This window comes from Pantoea sp. 1B4 (assembly GCF_016925765.1).
GTDB lineage: Bacteria > Pseudomonadota > Gammaproteobacteria > Enterobacterales > Enterobacteriaceae > Pantoea > Pantoea agglomerans.
This window is the reverse complement of record NZ_JAEUWZ010000005.1, coordinates 98,576-118,140: the sequence shown is the minus strand read 5'-3', so window position 1 is coordinate 118,140 and position 19,565 is coordinate 98,576. Positions and strand designations below refer to the sequence as shown.

Genomic DNA, 19,565 nt, shown 5'->3' with positions numbered 1-19,565 from the left:
ACCCTTCGCTGTTACAAAGGTATAGCCTGTGCTATAAAAAATAGCCTATGCTAATTGTGTTCTGTTTTTAATCACCTCTGGAGATCGCCCTATGGTCCCGAAAAGAAAAATAACCATGATGCTACTGAGTGCGCTACTGACAACCCTGATGGCGACCAGCAGCTATGCAGCAGAAAAATTTAAGGTAGTGACGACGTTTACGGTCATCGCTGACATGGTAAAAAACGTGGCGGGCGATGCGGCCGAAGTCACTTCCATTACCAAACCGGGTGCTGAAATACACGAATATCAGCCGACGCCCGGCGATATCAAACGTGCGCAGGGTGCGCAGTTAATCATGGCGAACGGTCTTAATCTCGAACGCTGGTTTGAGCGTTTTTATCAGCATCTGGATGGGGTGCCGGAAGTGATTGTCTCTGCCGGGGTAAAACCGATCGGTATTGGCGAGGGGCCTTATAACGGTAAACCGAATCCGCACGCCTGGATGTCTCCGGACAATGCGCTGATCTATGTCGATAATATCCGTGATGCGCTGGTGAAATATGACCCGGCGCATGCGGAAACCTATCGTCAGAACGCCGCCGCCTATAAACAAAAAATCACCGCAGCGCTGGATCCGCTTCGCCAGCAGATTGCCGACATCCCGGAGGATAAACGCTGGATGGTGACCAGCGAAGGCGCATTCTCCTATCTGGCTCGCGACCTGGGTATGAAAGAACTCTACCTGTGGCCTGTAAATGCTGATCAGCAAGGCACGCCGCAACAGGTGAGAAAAGTGATCGACCAGGTGAAGAAAAATGCGATTCCGGCGGTGTTCAGTGAAAGCACCGTGTCGGATAAGCCAGCCCGCCAGGTCGCGCGGGAAACGGGTGCGCATTACGGTGGGGTGCTTTACGTCGACTCATTAAGCAACGCTCAGGGACCGGTGCCGACCTATCTGGATTTGCTCAGAGTCACCACGGAGACGCTGGCACAGGGCATCAAAGCGGGAGAGAAAGCGCAATGACAGACACCATCGTGGTTTCCGATGTTACCGTGACCTATCGCAACGGTCACACCGCGTTGCATGATGCCAGCTTCAGCGTGCCGGGCGGATCGATTGCGGCGCTGGTGGGCGTCAATGGCTCAGGCAAGTCAACCTTGTTCAAAGCGCTGATGGGCTTTGTCCGGCTCGCCAGCGGCAGCATCTCAGTGCTCGGCATGCCAACTCGTGAAGCACTGCGTCAGAGTCTGGTCGCGTATGTGCCGCAGTCGGAAGAGGTGGACTGGTCTTTTCCGGTGCTGGTGGAAGATGTGGTAATGATGGGTCGCTATGGTCATATGGGCCTGCTGCGTCGACCGAAACCGCACGACCAGCAGATTGTCAGTGATGCGCTGGCGCGGGTCGATATGCTGGATTACCGCCATCGTCAAATCGGTGAACTCTCCGGCGGACAGAAGAAAAGGGTATTTCTGGCGCGCGCCATTGCCCAGCAGGGCAGCGTTATCCTGCTGGATGAGCCGTTTACCGGCGTGGACGTTCAGACTGAGGCCAGAATCATCAGCCTGCTGGGTGAGCTGCGCGATGAAGGCAAGACCATGCTGGTCTCAACGCATAATCTGGGATCGGTCACGGAGTTCTGCGATTACACGGTGATGGTCAAAGGCACCATTCTGGCCAGCGGCCCGACCCGCACCACCTTTACCGCCGCCAACCTTGAGCGCGCGTTCAGTGGGGTGCTGCGTCATGTAATGGTGAAAGGGCTGGACGATCAGATTATCACCGACGATGAGCGGCCTTTTATTGCGCCACGTACGGCACCTGAAGACGGGAACTGACCATGGAACTGTTACTGGAGCCTTTTGGTTATCACTACATGCTCAACGCGATGTGGGTCTCCGCCATGGTCGGCGGCCTGTGTGCGTTTCTCTCCTGCTACCTGATGCTCAAAGGCTGGTCGCTGATTGGCGATGCGCTGTCGCACTCCATCGTGCCGGGCGTAGCGGGTGCTTACATGCTGGGACTGCCCTTTGCGCTGGGCGCGTTTCTCTCAGGTGGGCTGGCGGCGGGCAGTATGCTGTTACTCAATCAGCGCACCCGCTTAAAAGAAGATGCAATCATCGGCCTGATCTTCTCCTCCTTCTTTGGTCTGGGTCTGTTTATGGTGTCGCTCAATCCGACCGCGGTAAACATTCAGACCATTGTGCTCGGCAATATTCTGGCGATTGCGCCCGCGGATATACTCCAGCTGGCGCTGATTGGCGGGCTGTCGATCATCATTCTGCTGTTTAAGTGGAAGGATCTGATGGTCACCTTCTTTGATGAGAATCACGCGCGCGCTATCGGACTGCGACCTGAACGACTGAAAGTCCTCTTCTTTACCCTGCTGGCAGTCTCAACCGTGGCGGCGCTGCAAACCGTCGGTGCATTTCTGGTGATCTGTCTGGTGGTGACGCCAGGCGCGACGGCCTGGATGCTCACCGACCGCTTCCCGCGTCTGCTGATGATTGCCGTAGCGATTGGCAGTATCACCAGTTTTCTCGGTGCGTGGGCGAGTTACTACCTGGATGGCGCAACGGGCGGCATCATCGTGGTGGCGCAGACGTTGTTGTTCCTGCTGGCGTTTATCTTTGCGCCCAAACATGGCTTGCTGGCTAACCGGCGTCGTGGCCGCCATCGTCCCGAAAAGGAGCCTGGCTGATGTGGATCTTTGAACCTTTCCAGTTCGCTTTTATGAACAGCGCGTTGCTGATTGCGCTGGTGGTGGCGATCCCCTGTGCGCTGCTGTCGGTCTTTCTGGTACTGAAAGGCTGGGCGCTGATGGGCGATGCCATGAGCCATGCGGTATTCCCTGGCATCGTCCTCGCCTGGATGGCCGGGCTGCCGCTGGCGGTGGGCGCGTTTGTCGCCGGTCTGTTCTGTGCCGTTGCCAGTGGATTTCTGCAGGACAACAGTCGCATCAAGCAGGATACGGTGCTGGGAATCGTCTTTTCCGGCATGTTCGCGGTGGGATTGATCCTCTATATCGCCGTGAAGCCGGAGGTGCATCTTGATCACATTCTGTTTGGTGACATGCTCGGCATTACGGGCGCTGACATAATTCAGACCTCGCTTATCGCAGCGGTGATCGTTGGGGTCATTGCGGTGAAATGGCGTGATTTTATGCTATTCAGTTTTGATCCGCAGCAGGCGCAGGTCTCTGGCTTACCCGCACGCTGGCTGCATTATGGGCTGCTCTGCATGGTCTCGCTGACCATTGTGGCGACGCTGAAAGCAGTAGGGATCATCCTGTCGATTTCCCTGCTGATCGCGCCCGGTGCTATCGCAGTTCTGCTTACCCGCCGCTTTTCACATGCGCTGCTGGTGGCGGTCGTGGTGTCGGTGCTGGTGTCGCTGAGTGGGGTCTATCTCTCGTTCTTTATCGACAGCGCGCCAGCACCCACGATCGTGGTGCTGTTTGCACTGGTGTTTATCGTGGCGATGGTGATTTCAGGCCGCAAAACGCGACAGCTGGAGCGTCTGAAACTTCGCGAGAGCGGCAGGCATGAGTAGAGTGATGACCAGCATGAATGCGGTAAGTTGGGATTTTATGTGCAAACGGATGTTCAGAGTATTCTAAACCTATGAACATGACTCAAAGGAAATGGTAATGACATTTGAGATCAGAAAAGGAAGTAATGTGATTGGTCTCACTGAACTGGAGTTCGGTGATCCTCCGATGGGGTTTGTTTATGGAGAATTTAAGCCTACCACTTTTTATCAAAGAAATGATTCAATGACTGAACTTGCACTTTTTAAGCGAGATGGGAGTCTGCATATTCATACGAAGTTTATAACTATTGTGGATAGCTCCGAGCAAATTGATGAAAAGCTCACAGAAGTGACGATTTTAATTGAATCAGCTGAAGAATATGAAAGATATTTTTATCACCATTTGGAAAAATATAATAATAATTTTGGTTGCGTTGACTGATTTGGGGTGGAAATTGATTGGCTGCAATCTGGTAAATTAACCCGCATACAAAGTATGCGGGCTTTTAATTTATTTTTTCATTGCTGGAGTGATTGTCAGGTTGTTGCCTTGTTGTACAGCCTGGAAGGTAGAGACATAGGCCTTTCTTGTCGCCTTTTTTATTCTCACCGCCTGCTTTTTTATTCACTTCAATATAAATGAGGTATGTTTGTCCATTTTCAAGTTTTATTTCTTCTGGCTGAATGCAAAAAAAGGCCAGCTTTGGGTTGTTTGTCAGCAGGGAAAATAACCTGTTCTGAGGGGTTTTTCATATTATAAGTTAACGCGGATACAACCTTTTCATCACTTTGTATTGGTATAGAAACACATACATCACTATTCTGGACATGGGCCAGAACAGGTGTTTCTTTTGTATATCGATTATCCAGGTTTTCGCCCAGCGTGCAACCACTCAAGAGAAAAATTACAGGGATTAAGGTCTTAGTTAAAATATTCATTAGAACGGGAACCCCTCAAGAACTTTTTGATATTTTGAATGAATCTTATTGTCTACTGATCCAACATAAGAAACTTCGCCATCTTTACCACGTCTTGCCAGCCACATATTAAGCCCAAATTTAGAAAGCAAAAAGTAATCAGCAATAATTTGTGCTTGTTGTTCTAATCTATAATCAAACAGCTTTTTATTTTCTTCAAAAGAGTATTCGTAGCTAACAAAGCCACTAACAAGGCCTCTCATACGTACCCATATGCCCCTTTGATACTGCCAGACATGAGACATTTCATGGATGAAAAGATGTTGAAACTGAAAAGATTGAATTGAAAAGTTCTCGCAATACCAGTCCCGGAAATATAATTCGCCATTGGGGCTCATTGCGGTATTTCTACCCTGAAGTTTGAAGGGAAAGTAACTTGCATGATGAATCCACACGCGAGGATAGACGATTGAGTTTCCGAATACTGATTTTGCTAACGCTATTTCGCCAAGTGTCAGGAGTCTTTGACTCCCTTCATTATCACTCATGAAATCCTCCTTAATCTCTTGATTTTAATCAATGAATAGAGTGTTCCGACTCAATGCACCTATAGTTAACTTATCTGAATCCCACGACTGGTGATGGATTTTAGCAAAAAAAGACGGGAGTTGTCTCAAATATGGTTTTGGCCGTTAATCGAGGAGCTTCTGGCTTAAGGTGTAATCCCGGCGGCAAACTATTGCCATTTTTTATCCTGAAGTCCCTGTCCTACACACTGTAAAGGATAGAGATCATCATCTGGTGAATAAAATCTCAAAATCTAAATTTTCAGTCAGCCGAAAAGGATGATGCACGTTCATTACTTTTTTCACATCTGCGAGTATACCTGTAAGTTCGTCACGTTAAAGAAACTATGAGCGATCAGCCGATGGGGATCTCACCGCTCACTAAACTGTTCAGCAAAGGGGTATAAAACAAAAATTATTCAAGCTCTCCCTGAAAAGCGCTACTGAAAATGGCAGGGTTTCTGCCAAATGTGGCGCTTTCATGTGATCTGCCTTTTTACACCGTCTGATATCAGCTCTGCCACTGCGACTGGCGGACAATGCTGCAGAAGTTAATCAGTTTGAACTGGGCATCCTTGTCTGCCAGTACATCTGCTTTTACGTAACCAAAAGTCATCTTTGGCTTGTGCTATCGCAGTTCTGCTCACCCGCCGCTTTTCACATGCGCTGCTGATGGCGGTCGTGGTGTCGGTGCTGGTGTCGCTGAGCGGGGTCTATCTCTCGTTCTTTATCGACAGCGCGCCAGCACCAACGATCGTGGTGCTGTTTGCACTGGTGTTTATCGTGGCGATGGTGATTTCAGGCCGCAAACGCGACAGCTTGAACGCCAGCGGCTTAATGCGAGCTGACTGGCTATTGCGGCTGTCTCTCAACCGCGATAGCGCACCGCATCAATCAAACGTGTAAAGGCGCTGGTGTGCTGTCTGCGGCTGGGATAGTAAAGATAATAACCCGGAAAAGGCTCACACCAGTCAGCCAGCACCTGAACCAGACGGCCACTTTTAAGGTGTTCCGCAACGCTATCCTGCGGCACATAGCAGATCCCCATCCCGCTCAGTGCCGCATCAATGCGCGATGCGAGATGATTAAAAATTAACTGACCCTGCGTTTTGACCCTGATCTCCTTGCCATCACGCATAAACTCCCAGTTATAGAGGCCACCCAGCGTCGGCAGCCGCAGGTTGATGCAGTTATGATGCTGTAAATCATAGGGAGTCTCAGGTCTGCCGTGCTGATCAAAATAGCTGCTGGCTGCCACCACGCACATATTCCAGTCCGGCCCGATGCGCACCGCCACCATATCCTTTTCGACCTGCTCACCCAGTCGCACGCCCGCATCGAAACGGCCGCTGACAATATCGGTCAGACTGTTATCCACCGACACTTCAACATGGACATCGGGGTATTGCTGAAGAAAGGGCCTGAGCAGCGGCCAGAGTGTAGAGGTGAGCGCATGTTCGCCTGCGGTGATACGAATGTTGCCGGAGATTTTACCCTGACTGTCAGTGACATTGACCAGTTCAGACTCAATCTCGCTGAACAGCGGGGCGAGGGTAGTGATCAGCCGTTCACCCGCTTCTGTCGGGGCAACGCTGCGTGTAGTGCGCGTCAGCAACCGGACGCTAAGACGCTCTTCAAGAGCGCGAATCGCGTGGCTCAGTGCCGACTGCGACACACCCAGCTTCGCCGCTGCCCGGGTGAAGCTGCGCTCTTCTGCTACCACCACCAGATAGATCAGATCGTTAAAATTTTCTTTCAGCATAGGCCCTCTGACCTGTTTGATCGGTTATCCCGGTCGGGACAGGCCGATTTATCGACGTTAACTACAGCTTCGCTACCCGACCTGCTATCAGACCCGAAATTGCCTGTCAGGGTTACACATTTCGCGGCAGGATTAATGAGGCGCACAGATAAACCCTATGAACGACGGCTATAAAAGCTTTTTTCAATAAAATTAATAAAATCATTTAGATGAGCGTTGTATGAACACATATTTATCCCGATTCAACCTCGCTCCGCCATTCAGATAACACTTACTTTTCCCTGCTTCCCCGCAAAATTGCCAAAAAAGCTGCTAAACCTTAAAGCAGAGATACGCGCGTAAAGATTAGGGTTATCACGCTTTTCCCCCGATTCGAACCCCGTCAGAAATAAACCTATAAAAAATTACATCTTTTGGCCCCCAACAATGGGAAGCAGACAATGTCGGAAAAAATATCGCTAACAATGCAGGTTAATGGTCAGTCGCAGCAGATGCAGGTCGATCCCCGTGTCACCCTGCTTGATGCGCTGCGTGAGCATCTTAACCTGACCGGCACCAAAAAAGGGTGCGATCAGGGGCAGTGCGGTGCCTGCACGGTACTGATTAATGGCCAGCGGGTGCTGAGCTGCCTGACGCTGGCGGCTCAGGTGGATGGCGCCGAAGTGACCAGCATTGAAGGGCTGGCTTCCACCGAAGGTGAGCTGCACCCGGTGCAGCGCTGCTTTATGGAGAATGACGCCTTCCAGTGTGGCTACTGTACACCGGGTCAGATTATGTCCGCCGTCGCCTGCATCAAAGAGGGCCATGCGGGTTCAGAAGATGAGATCCGTGAGTATATGAGCGGCAACCTTTGCCGCTGTGGAGCATATCCGCACATTGTGGATGCGATTAAACAGGCCGCAGCAGAGATGGCGAAGGAGTCCGCATGAATGAATTCAGCTGGAAAGTCGCGCAGTCGCCTGAGGAAGCCGCAGCCCTGAAACAGCAGTCTGGCAGCCAGTTTCTGGCAGGGGGGCACCACACAACTCGATCTGATGAAGTGTGGGGTCTTCACGCCGCCGCAGCTCATCGGCATCACTGGATTGACCGGGCTTAAAAACCTGCAGTTTGACGACGATAAGATCACGGCCGGCGCGCTGGTCACCATGAGCGGCCTGGCAGATCATCCCGCCTGCCAGCAGAACGCGCCAGCCATCTACGGCAGCCTGTGGCAGGCCGCGTCACCGCAGATTCGTAACATGGCCACGCTGGGCGGTAATTTACGCCAGCGCACCCGTTGCGCCTATTACCGCGATCCGGCGACCTTTTCCGCCTGCAACAAACGCAATCCGGGTTCCGGCTGCGCCGCACTGGATGGCGTTAACAGCAATCATGCCATCCTGGGCGCCAGCGACAGCTGCATCGCGGTCTATCCCGGCGATCTGGCGGTGGCGCTGGTGGCGTTTGACGCCATCGTGGTCCTGCAGAATCAGCAGGGCGAAACCCGTCGCATCGCGATTGATGATTTCTTCCTGCTGCCGGGTGACACACCTGATCGTGAGCACGATCTGCGCGATGACGAAATTATTGTGGCCATTGAAGTGCCGCAAACCGAGTCACTGCGACACTCACACTACCTTAAAGTCCGTGATCGCAGCTCTTATGAGTTTGCTGCAGCCAGCGCGGCCGCAGGCTTCACGCTGGAGAACGGCGTGATGCGTCAGGTGCATATTGCGCTGGGCGGCGTCGCCACCAAACCCTGGCGGGTCAAGTCGGTGGAGCAGGCGCTGGAGGGCCAGCCGTTTAATGAAGAGACGGTCTTCCAGGCGGCAGAACTGATTATTCAGGAGACGCAGGCGCTGACCCACAACGCCTATAAAGTAAAACTGGCGCCGCGTGTGATTGCACGTGCGCTGATGGCAGCAGGAGAAACCGCATGAGTGACGTAAATGACAAAGCACGTCGGGAGTTACTGAAGGCGACGGCGGCGATCTCAGCGGCGGGCAGCCTGGGGCTGAGTATGCAAAGCGCCAGTGCCAGCGATACTGCCACGGCGGAACCAGAAACCACCGATCCGATTGAGGGACTGGGCGCCGGGCGCTCGCGGGGTGACGGCAAAGTAAAAGTCACCGGTGAGGCGCGGTATGCGGTAGAACATCAGCCGGAAAATCCGCTCTATGGCGCGGTGATCCAGTCTACTGTTGCCAGCGGCCGTATCAGCCGGATGTCGACGGAAAAGGCGCAGCAGGCCTCGGGTGTGGTGGCAGTTTATACCCATCTGAATAGCCTGAAGATCAACAAACCCACCGCGATTGCAGACGGCGGCGCGGCGCAGTCAACCTATACCCCGATTCAGGACGATGTGATTATTCACAACGGCCAGAACATCGGTCTGGTGGTGGCAGAGACGTTTGAGCAGGCGACGTATGCCGCCTCGCTGGTGGAGATCGACTATGAAACCTCGCCTGCACTGATTTTTGCCACCGATGAGGGTGTCGAACCGAAACCGGTATCGAAACAGGATATCGATATGGGCGATGCACAGGCGGCGATGCAGCAGGCCGAGGTGCGTCTGAGCCAGCGCTATACCACGCCGCGCGAATACAACATGCCGATGGAACCGCACGCCTGTGTCGCTGAGTGGCAGGATGGACGCATGACCGTCTGGGAGCCGAGTCAGTGGGTGGCAGGCGCGCAGGTGGAAATCGCCGAGTGGATGGGCATTGACGTTGAAGATGTGCGGATTATTTCGCCCTATGTCGGCGGGGGATTTGGGTCCAAGCCGGTGCCTTACACCCACGTCGCACTGGCCAGTGTGGCATCACGAGCGCTGAAGCGTCCTATCAAAGTGTCGCTGACCCGACCGCAGACCTTTACTGGTCTGGGCGGACGTCCCGCCACCTCGCAGCAGCTGGAACTGGGTGCCTCGCGTGACGGTAAAATCCAGGCGATTATCCAGCGCAGCTTCAGTGAAACCTCATTAATCGATGTATTTGCTGAGAACTGCAGCAAAGTCACCGCCCGCATGTATGCGGTGGGCAACGTCTCCGCCCAGCATCAGGTCAGGCCGATCAATACCGTGACGCCAGGCTGGATGCGGGCGCCAGGTGAAAACCCCAGCGCCTTTGGCTTGGAAGTGGCGATGGACGAGATGGCCTATGCCCTGAATATCGATCCGCTGGAACTGCGTCTGCGCAACTGGGCGGACAAAGATTATCAGCTCGATCTGCCGTGGAGTTCGCGTCGCCTGAAAGAAGCCTATCAGAAAGGGGCTGAGGCCTTTGGCTGGGATAAGCGCATTATGACGCCGCGGTCGATGCGCGAAGGGCGTGAATTGATTGGCTGGGGCATGGCCTCTGGCACCTATCCGGTCAACAAACTGCCTGCTGAGGCAAAAATCATCCTGACCCCACAGGGTAAATTTGTGGTGCAGTGCGCCGGTGCGGATATCGGCACCGGGACCTATACCATCCTGGCGCAGACCGCTGCCGACATTCTTGGCGTCGCCTCCACCACCATTGAGGTTCAGCTGGGTGATACTGAGCTGCCGCGTGCCGGTGTCGCAGGTGGATCGCAGCTTGCGGGCAACGTGACCGCGGCGGTGAACGATACCGCCAGACGAATGCGCGACCAGCTGCTGAAACTCGCCAGCGAGCTGCCACAGTCGCCACTGAATGGCACTCCGGCATCTCAGCTCACGCTGAAAGGCGACGGGGTTCAGCATAATCTGCGCAGCGGTCTGGCGGTCTCATTTGCCCGGCTGGCAAGCCTGGCACCGGCGGAGAGTCTGACGGTGAAAGGCGGCACTTTCCCGGACGATCTGTCACAGAGCGAGCGCGACAAGATGGTGCGCAACCTTAATGACATGAGCCGCCCTGAAAAATTCTCGGCCCACAGCTGGAGCGCGCAGTTTGTGGAAGTGCGGGTCGATGAAGATTTCGGCACTATCCGGGTCAAACGGATGGTGGCGGCGCTCGACAGCGGTCGTCTCTACAACCCTAAACTGGCGCGCAGCCAGTGGATTGGCGGCATGATCATGGGCGTCGGTCAGGCGCTGATGGAAGAGGGCATCGTCGATCTACGCAATGGTCGGGTGATCAACAACAACCTGGCGGACTATCTGGTGCCGGTTAACGGTGACATCCCGAGCATTACCACCATCAACGTTGGCGAGCCCGATTTTGAGGCGACCACCATGGGCGGTAAAGCCGTGGGTGAGCTGGGTATCGTGGGCGTGGCGGCAGCGATCAGTAATGCGGTGTTCCATGCCACCGGTAAGCGGGTGCGCGACTTACCTATTACTCTCGATAAGATTATCTGAGCCTGTTCCTGACCTGCTGCCAGCAGGTCGATGTGAGGATATGCGGGCGCGGGCTGAAACCTGCGCCCGTTTTTCACGCTTAGCGGAGAGAAAGAGTGAAGATAGCGTTGATTGTGCTGGCCGCCGGGCTGAGTCGCCGTTTTCGCCAGCAGGCGGGTGAGCATAAGCTGCTGGCCGATCTGAATGGCAAACCGGTGCTGCAACGCACGCTGGAGCAGGCCGCTGCCAGTGGTCTTGACCTGTTTGTGGTCACGCGCCCGGACGCCGCTGCGCTTAAGGCGCTCTGCTCGCAGGCTACCCTGGTGCTGTGTGACAGCGGCGGGCTGGGCGAATCAATCGCCGCAGGTGTCAAAGCCAGCCGTGACTATGACGGCTGGCTGATTGCGCTGGGCGATATGCCGTTTGTCACGCCTGAAAGTTACCGCGCCGTCAGCGCCGCGCTGGCTGACGCGCCGATCGTCAGGCCGTGGATTGACGGCAGGCCGGGCCATCCGGTGGGCTTTCAGAACCCCTGCTACCCGATGCTGAGCACGCTACAGGGCGATGCCGGGCCGCAGGCAGCGGTGAAGTCATTCGCCGTCCGGCTGCCGCTTCAGGATCGCGGCTGTTTGTGTGATATCGATCTCCCTGCTGATCTGCAGTTAATAAAGGAATTTTCATGATTACGCTGGATCAACGTGTGATTAATGCGGCACTGAGCAGCTGCCAGGCGGGTCAGCAGGTCTGGCTCTGCACGGTGCTGCGCACTTATGGATCTTCGCCGCGCGCGCCTGGCACCCTGATGACGATCAACGAAACGGGTGCTTACTGCGGATCGCTGTCGGGCGGCTGCATTGAAGAGGATTTTCTGGCGCAACTGGCGGCAGGAGCCTATCGCGCCAGCAGTCAGCGGGTGCGGTACGGTGAAGGCGGAATGCGTCCTGACGTCAGCCTGCCGTGCGGCGGCAGCCTGGAGATCGTCATTGAGTTTCTGCCGCCCGATGATGCCACGCTGGCGCTGCTGACGGCCATGCAGCGCGGGCTGAGCGGACAGCAGCCGATGGTGAAAATGATACGACCCGGCGAACGTGCGCAGTGGGAAGTGCTCGCCCCGGACAGGGTGTTGCCTGCGCTGGATGCCAGTGAGCAGCAGATGTTACTGCCGGTTGGTGCGATACCGGAACTGCTGATCGCGGGCTACTCGACTGTGGCATATGAGTGCATCCGGCTCGGGCAGATGCTGGGATTTCACGTGCGGGTCTGTGAGCACCGACCGGAGATGCTGACGGAGCTGGAGAGCCACTTCAGCGCTGCGGACAACGTGACGCTGGTGTCACAGCATCCGGCGCGCTGGCTGGAGCTGAACGGCGCGCATGCAGCGGTGGCGATTGTGGCACTGACCCACGATCCTCGCATTGACGACCTGACGATGATGGAGGCGATCGCGACACCCGCGTTCTATATCGGCATCATGGGCTCGGCGAAAAACAGCGAGAAAAGACGGGCGCGACTGCAACAGATCGCCGGCATGGATCGTGCTGAACTGGACCGCATCCATGCGCCCATCGGCCTGCCCATCGGCAGCAAAACTCCGGCGGAGATTGCGCTGTCGGTGATGGCCGATATCGTCCGGGTGAAAAATCGCGGGCTGTCAGCCGCCTGAGTCCGGCGTCGCCTCCGGTGCGAGCCGATAGAGGTAGCTGCCCGAATAGGGGATCGGCAGGAAATCACGGAACAGCTGCCGCAATGTCTGTTCAGGATCGACATCGCGGAACAGTTGCGGGTAGAGCGTGGTGGCGAAGAACTCTGTCGCTACCACGTGCCACGGACTGAGGTAAAAGTTGTGCCAGATTGCCCCGGCATGACCGTCCCGCAATGCCGTCAGCTGCTTCAGCGCATTCTGCTGACCGGTCAGCGCCAGCAGGCTCTGCCGGGTCTGCGCTGTTGTGACGGCGGGGCCGAGTTTTAAGGCTCCCGCTTCATCGGCGCTCCCGGTGCCGGTGGCGAAGTAAAAGTCTGGCTGTGCAGCAATTACACTCTCCTCACTCAGCCGCCCGAACACGCCTTTGATCTGCTGACTGGCGATGTTGTCGCCCCCCGGCAAAGCGCAGCAGCTCACCCAGGTTGCCATTCACCGACGTCACGCAGCATTCACTGCGCCGCCCGAGATGCAGCTGCAAAAGAACTTTAGGTTTAGCACCGTGATAGCCCGCCAGTCGGCTCTCAATGCGCTGCATGTGGCTGCGGTAAAAGCGATTGAAGTCAGCAGCCCGCTGGGGCTGATTCAGCACCTCGCCCAGCAGGGTCATGCTGCGCTCGGTATTTTTCAGCAGCTCAACCCGCAGATCGATCTTCACCACCGGAATATGCGCCGCGCTGAGCATCTTCTCCAGCACTGCTCCGCTTTCACTGCCGCGCGCCAGCTGCGGCAGGATCACCAGGTCCGGTTTCAGTGCGATCACCTGTTCGGGATTCATGTCATTGACGCCATCCAGACCCAGTACCGGAATTTCCTCCATCTGCGGAAACTTACTGGCAAAAATCTGCCAGGTCTGGGGATCATACTTTTTCAGATCCTGTGGCCAGCCAGCGATATGCTGCAGCGGATTGCCGGGTGTCAGCAGCGCGACGCTGTAGAGCATCCGGCTTTCACCCAGCACAATACGCTGCGGATGGTCGGGGAGGGTGACCTCACGGCCGGTGATGTCGGTCAGCGTGCGGGCGGTCGCGCCAGCGCTGACCAGTATCACGCTCAGCATTAATAACGCACAGCGCAGCGATTTAAAATTCAACACGGGCCTGTACCATCAGGTTGCGGGTTTCACCTTCACGGACGCGCAGGTTGCCGCCGCTTGAACTGTAATAGTGCTGGTTAAACAGGTTATTGATGTTCAGACGCAGCTGCGTTTTTTCACCGAACAGGCGGTTGTTCCATGCCACAAAACTGTCTGCCACCACATAGTCGGGCAGGTTGAAACTGTTATCGGGATCGCCCGCACGGCTGCCGACATAGCGTGCGCCTCCGCCGAGCCGGAACGAGCCGGGCAGGCTGCTGATCTGCATCTCATGACTGAGATAGAGCGCACCGGCATGACGCGGCGCATTCTGCAGCCGATTGCCGTTGTTATCCGGATTAACCCGGTCATTAACGATCTCTGCCTGATCATAGCTGTAGTTCGCACTTAAATCCCAGCCGGGTGCAATTTCGCCGTTCAGCTCAAACTCAGCGCCGGTCGATCGGGCTTTATCAATGGCCCGCGTGCTGCCATTAATATTTAGCGACATCGCTTTTTCGTCTATCCGATAGAGCGCGACGGTGGCGAACAGTTTCGGCGAGAGTTGCCATTTACTGCCAACCTCCCAGCTGGTGCCCTGTTCCGGTTTGCCGACATTGCCCTCATCATCCACGTCGGTTGACGGAGTGAACGACTTACTGACGCTGGTGTAGAAAGAGAGGTCAGGTGTGAGTTTGTAGATCACCCCCCGCCTGCGGCAGAAACTTATTACCCTCATCATTCAGGGTTTCCACCTGCGGATTAAATCCGCGCGAGGCGCGCTGTTCATAATGCTGATAACGACCGCCCAGCACCACAATCCAGTCGGGTGACAGAGAAATGCTGTCTTTGGCGTAGAGCGACCGGCTATGAATGCGGTTCAGGTTATTGGCTGCTGCGCTATTTTCCGTGCTGGCGTCCGTGACCGGTGACAGCAGGTCATATTCAGGCGTGAAATAGTTGAACTGGCGGTTGACCTTGCCCTGATACTGATGGGCGCGATAAGTCTGGTTCATCTCATAGTCGGTGCCCACCACCAGCGCGTGCTGCATACCCAGAATTTCGGGATTACCCAGCAGATCCCAGCTCAGATATTTGGTTTTGTGGTTAAACCCGCGATTGGCATCGGCGCGACGTGTGACCACGCCGCTGCTGGCGTTCACCGCCGTCACGCGCACTTCATTGTTGTCATAGCGCCGCTGGTTCCAGCCCAGGGTTAACCGGGTGCGCCACTCATCATTAAACTGCCAGTCATAATGAGCATTCAGGGTTTTGTTATGGCCCCAGGCGTGATTGGCTTTGTCATCCAGCCGATCTTTATAACCGATGTCGATCGGCTTGCCGTCGATAAAGGCCGTGCCGCGATCGTAGGGAATGTCATAGCGGTAGTCGGCATAGCTGATCAGAAAACTTGCCTGCTCGCCATACCATTGCAGAGAGGGTGCCAGCAGTGTGTGCTCTTCACTGCCAAAGTTGCGCCAGTAATCCTGATTCTGCTTTTCGGCGATCAGCCGGAAGGCGAAGCCGTTGCCCAGCGGGCCGGTGACATCCAGCGTGCCCGCACCGCCACCTTCACTGGCGTAACGTCCGCTGACGCTGGAGTGCCAGCTGTATTGCGGCTTTTTGCTGACCACATTGATAATGCCGCCCGGATTCTGAATGCCATACAGCAGCGAGGAGGAGCCTTTCAGCACCTCAACCCGCTCGGTCGTGGCATCGAAATTCAATCCCTGACTGCTGCGGATGCCATCCCGGTAGATGGAGCCATCGGCGTTGCTGCCAAATCCGCGTCGTACAAAGCCATCTTCGGTGCCAGCCAGCGTGTTCGCTTCGGTCACACCACTGACAAAGCGTATCGCATCCGCCAGTGAGCTTGCCTGGTAATCGTCCAGTTGCTGCTGCGTGACCACGCTGACCGACTGCGCCTCATCGATCCGCGCGGTCGGCATTTTACTGGCAACGCTACTCTGGCTGGCGCTGTAATTTCCCTCTGAACTGGCATCCGCGGTCACGGTCATATCCGGGGCGCTGTCGGTTGCTGCATTGACCTGTGGCAGCATGATGCTGCTGCAGATCGCCACGACCAGAGCGGGGTGCCGGGCCGGATATCGTGAGTCTTTGTTTATCATTTTTCTTTTGGTGTCTGTTACTGACAGTTTCTGAAGCAAATACGCCCTGCATGACGGTCTGTCACTCAGGGCTTCCCTGGAGGTGGTCTGCAATATGCAGCGCTTTAAGCAGCGGAGAATCGCATCAGGGATCAGACATTATTTCGTCTCCCGGACGACAACCTTTCTCATCTGTAATTGAGAATCATTCAAACATCCGCTATTGTAGTAGTAAACATAATTTGAATAGAAATGACTACATTATTGCCGTGTCGTTTATCGCTGCAAATAGATTGGCTGGCAGTTTTAACTTATTGAAAATAATTAATATATTTTTATATGGAGGTGAGGGGTTTGGTTAAATCCACATCTTCTGCAGGTGAAATATAAAACAGTGTGACGCTTTTACTACATCTCCCGGCCCTGAAACTATCTATTTAGCCAGACTAGCAATGAGTCTTTCACACATTTAACCCCAGTTGCAGGTGCAGCATGAAACAGAGCAGGACCGTTAAAAACAGAGTGGATGTGGTGGCAGAACGTCTTCGCGCCCGTGAAAAGCAGCTTTCACCCCGCCTGCTGGCGGTGGCGCGCTATATCGATCAACAGCGGGAAACGGTGCTGGAGAGCACCGCGATGGAGATCGCTGTGGCGAATCACACCTCTGATGCCACTGTAATCCGCGCGATTCAGGCGCTGGGCTTTAGCGGACTGCGTGACCTCAAACAGACACTTAAGACCTGGTTTGGTCCCTCGCTGACCTCTGAAGATAAGATGATCACCACCGTCAGTGAGGTGACCAGTGATGTGAACAGCGCCATCGACTTTGTGCTGGAGGGCCACCGTCACGCCTGTGAGGTGCTGTCGCAGCCGCAGAATCGGGTGGCGGTAGCGGATAGCGTGGCGCTGCTGGGCGAAGCGCGGCAGGTCGCTATTTTCGGCATCAACGCCTCTGGTATTCTGGCGGACTACAGCGTGCGGCTGCTGAACCGTATCGGTCTGCCCGCCTTTTCCCTTAACCGTGCCGGAATTGCGCTGGCAGAGCAGATGCTGGCGCTACAGCGTGGCGACGTGTTGATCATGATGGCGCAACAGTCGGCGCACCGGGAAGGGACAACCGTGGTGCGTGAAGCGAAGCGGCTGGATATTCCGATTATTCTGCTGACCAACGCCACCGACTCCTTTTTCGCCCGCGAGGCAGATGTCGTAATCAATGTGCCGCGCGGCGGCGAGAAGGGACGCATTCCCCTGCACGGCACGATTATGGTCTGTCTGGAGATGCTGATCCTGTCCGTTGCCTCAACGCTGCCACAGCGTACCGTTAAGACGATGAAACGTTTACAGGATCTTAATCGCGGGCTGAAGCCCGCCAGCAAAAAGTAGCCAGTGTAACGACGCCGTGGTGGATTCCCGGTATTTCACCTGAACCGGCACGGCTGATCTTTAAGTCAAATTTCTCCGCTTTGCGAGCGCGATCCCGTATTTTCTGCCACCCCTTTCCTCAGCCGTCTACGCTTACAGCTTGCTGCGCCAGCCGGTGCGGTTCTTACTCATACTGACTTTCATTTGATTTGTGCGGAGCTGCTGATGAAACCCCTTCACGCGCAATACCTTTTCTGCTGTGCCACCCTGAGCCTGCTGTCGCCGCTCCCTGCGATGGCCTGGAGCGACCTCACCGTCTTTGGCGATAGCCTGAGTGATGGCGGGAACGTCGGGCGCTTTACCTATGATGGCGCGACCCATCCGCTCTATGACGAGATCGTAGCGCAGTCGCTGGGTGATAACCTGCGCCCTTCATCGCAGGGCGGAAGCAACTATGCCGAAGGTGGCGCAGTTGCGGTACCTGCGATTAATCCCCTGTTTAACACTCAGGATCAGCTTGATAACTACCTTGCGGCGCGGGGCGGACAGGCTGATCCGGACGGTCTCTATATTCACTGGATTGGCGGCAATGATTTAGCGGCGGCGGCTCTTGCCCCCCCTCGCTGCCCGGCAGATAGTGGATAACAGCGCCAGTGCAGCGGCCTCACAGGTCAGCCGGTTGCTGGATGCCGGAGCCGGAACGGTGATTGTTCCGACGGTGCCTAATGTAGGTGCAACGCCCGCCCTGCTGCAGGCGATTCTGCAGGTGCTTGGTCCAGCGGCACAACCTGCCACGGCGGCGCTGTTTCAGTCGCTGAGCACCACCACTACGCCTGACCGTGCCGCAAGAGAGCAGGCGATTGAAACCGCGCTTGGCGAGGCGGCCGGACAAATCTCTTCAATTCCGCTGATTCGGGATGCCATTGCACAGCAGCTGATTGCCGCCTGGCAGTTACTGAGTCAGGAGGCGGCGACACTCACCGACCGTTACAACCAGGCTGAAGAGCAGGGGCTGGTGACCGCACGCGGGAACATCGCGCGGGTGGATATCAATGGCCTGTTTAATGAGGTGATCGATAATCCGGGCCTGTATGGACTCACGAATACGGCCGGAATGGCCTGTCCACCCGGTGTCTCGGCGATGGACTGTACCTCCTCGACGACAGGATTTTCGCAGTCACAGCAGTATCTGTTTGCAGACAGACTGCATCCCAGCCCGGCGGTCCATGCGCTGATCGCCGATTACATTCAGTCGGTGCTGAATGCGCCGCTGCAGGTAGCTGCACTGAGTCAGGCACCGTCGATGCTGGTGGGCGATGCGCATAATACGCTGGATGGACATCTGCAGCAGCAGCGTCAGCAGTCCGCTAACGCCGGGGAATTTACGGTTTTCGGCGGTTATGCCGGGCAGCAGCGTGAATTCCGCGGCGACAGCCTGCAGGATGGCGATGCGACCAGCGCCAGCGGCACCGTGGGTGTGGGCTATCAGCTGACCGATCACTGGCAGGCCGGTGCCATGCTCTCTACGACCTCGCAACGTCAGGATCCCTCGTCGCGCTTTGATTACCGTTTACGCGGCAATCTGGTGGCGCTCTGGAGTCAGTTGAATTATCTCGATCGGGGATGGATTAATGCGGACGCCCATTATGCGGATCTCGACTTTGATGATATTGAGCGTCAGGTCAGGCTGGGACCGGCGACCCGCACGGAAAAGGGCAACAGCAATGGTAAGGTGCTGGGAATGCGGCTGCAGACCGGCTGGGATTTGCCGCTGGGTAGCTATGTTTCTACTGGCCCAGTGGCCAGCTATGCGCTCGACTACACCCAGGTCGATGGCTATAAAGAGGAAGGCAACAGCAGCACCTCAATGCGCTTTGGCGACCAGACGCTGCACTCTCAAATAGGCGCAGTGGGCTGGCGTATCGACAGCAAAGATTTGCTGATCAATCCCTGGGCGCAGGTCAGCTACAACCACCAGTTTGGTGACAGCGATTCGGCGGTCACCGCCGGACTGAAATCGACCCGCACCGCCTTTACCCGCAGCAGCGATTCCAGTGATGATAACTGGATCGATATGGCGGTGGGTGCGAGCGTGCCGCTTGGCACCTCGGTGAATGCCTTTGCGGGCGTCTCGGCGGTCACAGGCAACAGCGACATGCATCAGGTGACATGGAACGTCGGGCTTAACGCTCGCTTTTAACCGATCTGTTTTGCGTAGTGAAAAGCAAGGTGAACGTCGTCTGTCGCTATCTGAAAATGATAGCGGCGGGCGACGTTGCAGCAGA

Annotated in this window: 15 protein-coding genes and 4 pseudogenes; 14 read left to right on the top strand and 5 right to left on the bottom strand. The window is 55.6% G+C overall.

Annotated elements, in window-relative coordinates; genetic code table 11:
- The first annotated feature begins 91 nt into the window (after positions 1–91).
- The 5 genes from JNO11_RS21995 to JNO11_RS21975 all read left to right on the top strand — a co-directional run bounded on the left by JNO11_RS21995 (position 92) and on the right by JNO11_RS21975 (position 3,953).
- The gene (locus JNO11_RS21995; protein ID WP_010246894.1) at positions 92–1,006 is read left to right on the top strand and encodes a metal ABC transporter substrate-binding protein; all 915 of its coding nucleotides are present in this window, start codon (positions 92–94) and stop codon (positions 1,004–1,006) included.
- Positions 1,003–1,818 carry a manganese/iron ABC transporter ATP-binding protein gene (locus JNO11_RS21990; RefSeq protein ID WP_031591112.1) on the top strand — a complete coding sequence of 272 codons (816 nt, stop codon included), beginning with the start codon at positions 1,003–1,005 and terminating at the stop codon, positions 1,816–1,818. The genes JNO11_RS21995 and JNO11_RS21990 overlap by 4 nt, the downstream gene beginning before the upstream one ends.
- 2 nt (positions 1,819–1,820) lie before the next feature.
- Positions 1,821–2,681 (top strand): iron/manganese ABC transporter permease subunit SitC, encoded by an 861-nt coding sequence (gene sitC / locus JNO11_RS21985; protein ID WP_325177923.1) that lies wholly within the window; start codon positions 1,821–1,823, stop codon positions 2,679–2,681.
- Complete coding sequence (locus tag JNO11_RS21980) at positions 2,681–3,532, top strand: metal ABC transporter permease (protein ID WP_245115056.1); 852 nt, start codon at positions 2,681–2,683, stop codon at positions 3,530–3,532. The genes sitC and JNO11_RS21980 overlap by 1 nt, the downstream gene beginning before the upstream one ends.
- A gap of 97 nt (positions 3,533–3,629) precedes the next feature.
- Complete coding sequence (locus tag JNO11_RS21975; RefSeq protein ID WP_033768791.1) at positions 3,630–3,953, top strand: hypothetical protein; 324 nt, start codon at positions 3,630–3,632, stop codon at positions 3,951–3,953.
- A 218-nt stretch (positions 3,954–4,171) separates the two neighbouring features.
- Here the strand turns inward: JNO11_RS21975 and JNO11_RS21970 are convergent, their stop codons facing one another.
- Together JNO11_RS21970 and JNO11_RS21965 are read right to left on the bottom strand one after the other, a co-directional pair.
- Complete coding sequence (locus JNO11_RS21970; protein ID WP_325177922.1) at positions 4,172–4,450, bottom strand: hypothetical protein; 279 nt, start codon at positions 4,448–4,450, stop codon at positions 4,172–4,174.
- A complete protein-coding gene (locus tag JNO11_RS21965; protein ID WP_325177921.1) occupies positions 4,450–4,977 on the bottom strand; it encodes a type IV secretion protein Rhs in 528 nt (175 codons plus the stop codon). Before JNO11_RS21965 ends, JNO11_RS21970 begins: the two co-directional genes overlap by 1 nt.
- A gap of 645 nt (positions 4,978–5,622) precedes the next feature.
- Here JNO11_RS21965 and JNO11_RS21955 point away from each other — a divergent pair.
- Positions 5,623–5,901, top strand: a pseudogene (locus JNO11_RS21955) (metal ABC transporter permease); the annotation flags it as partial.
- Here JNO11_RS21955 and JNO11_RS21950 read toward each other — a convergent pair.
- Positions 5,864–6,757 carry a LysR family transcriptional regulator gene (locus JNO11_RS21950; RefSeq protein ID WP_010246903.1) on the bottom strand — a complete coding sequence of 298 codons (894 nt, stop codon included), beginning with the start codon at positions 6,755–6,757 and terminating at the stop codon, positions 5,864–5,866. The pseudogene JNO11_RS21955 and the gene JNO11_RS21950 sit on opposite strands and share 38 nt — an antisense overlap.
- 464 nt (positions 6,758–7,221) lie before the next feature.
- On the opposite strand from JNO11_RS21950, the gene JNO11_RS21945 reads away from it, so the two are divergent.
- The 6 genes from JNO11_RS21945 to JNO11_RS21920 all read left to right on the top strand — a co-directional run bounded on the left by JNO11_RS21945 (position 7,222) and on the right by JNO11_RS21920 (position 12,699).
- Positions 7,222–7,686 carry a (2Fe-2S)-binding protein gene (locus JNO11_RS21945; protein ID WP_320513682.1) on the top strand — a complete coding sequence of 155 codons (465 nt, stop codon included), beginning with the start codon at positions 7,222–7,224 and terminating at the stop codon, positions 7,684–7,686.
- Entirely contained in the window at positions 7,683–7,853 is a 171-nt protein-coding gene (locus tag JNO11_RS21940; protein WP_325178069.1) for a hypothetical protein, read from the top strand. The genes JNO11_RS21945 and JNO11_RS21940 overlap by 4 nt, the downstream gene beginning before the upstream one ends.
- Positions 7,792–8,676, top strand: a complete 885-nt coding sequence (locus JNO11_RS21935) for a xanthine dehydrogenase family protein subunit M (protein ID WP_325177920.1) — start codon at positions 7,792–7,794, stop codon at positions 8,674–8,676. The genes JNO11_RS21940 and JNO11_RS21935 overlap by 62 nt, the downstream gene beginning before the upstream one ends.
- Entirely contained in the window at positions 8,673–11,057 is a 2,385-nt protein-coding gene (locus tag JNO11_RS21930) for a xanthine dehydrogenase family protein molybdopterin-binding subunit (RefSeq protein ID WP_325177919.1), read from the top strand. Before JNO11_RS21935 ends, JNO11_RS21930 begins: the two co-directional genes overlap by 4 nt.
- 95 nt (positions 11,058–11,152) lie before the next feature.
- Positions 11,153–11,719 carry a nucleotidyltransferase family protein gene (locus JNO11_RS21925; RefSeq protein WP_325177918.1) on the top strand — a complete coding sequence of 189 codons (567 nt, stop codon included), beginning with the start codon at positions 11,153–11,155 and terminating at the stop codon, positions 11,717–11,719.
- Positions 11,716–12,699 carry an XdhC family protein gene (locus JNO11_RS21920; RefSeq protein WP_325177917.1) on the top strand — a complete coding sequence of 328 codons (984 nt, stop codon included), beginning with the start codon at positions 11,716–11,718 and terminating at the stop codon, positions 12,697–12,699. The genes JNO11_RS21925 and JNO11_RS21920 overlap by 4 nt, the downstream gene beginning before the upstream one ends.
- Here JNO11_RS21920 and JNO11_RS21915 read toward each other — a convergent pair.
- Both JNO11_RS21915 and JNO11_RS21910 read right to left on the bottom strand, forming a co-directional pair.
- Positions 12,688–13,795 (bottom strand): annotated as a pseudogene (locus JNO11_RS21915) (ABC transporter substrate-binding protein). The gene JNO11_RS21920 and the pseudogene JNO11_RS21915 sit on opposite strands and share 12 nt — an antisense overlap.
- 22 nt (positions 13,796–13,817) lie before the next feature.
- Positions 13,818–15,939 (bottom strand): annotated as a pseudogene (locus JNO11_RS21910) (TonB-dependent siderophore receptor).
- Positions 15,940–16,410: 471 nt separating this feature from the next.
- Here JNO11_RS21910 and JNO11_RS21905 point away from each other — a divergent pair.
- Together JNO11_RS21905 and JNO11_RS21900 are read left to right on the top strand one after the other, a co-directional pair.
- On the top strand, positions 16,411–17,301 hold the full coding sequence (locus tag JNO11_RS21905) for a MurR/RpiR family transcriptional regulator (protein WP_033773535.1): 891 nt from the start codon (positions 16,411–16,413) through the stop codon (positions 17,299–17,301).
- A 204-nt stretch (positions 17,302–17,505) separates the two neighbouring features.
- Positions 17,506–19,480, top strand: a pseudogene (locus JNO11_RS21900) (autotransporter domain-containing protein).
- Positions 19,481–19,565: the final 85 nt, after the last annotated feature.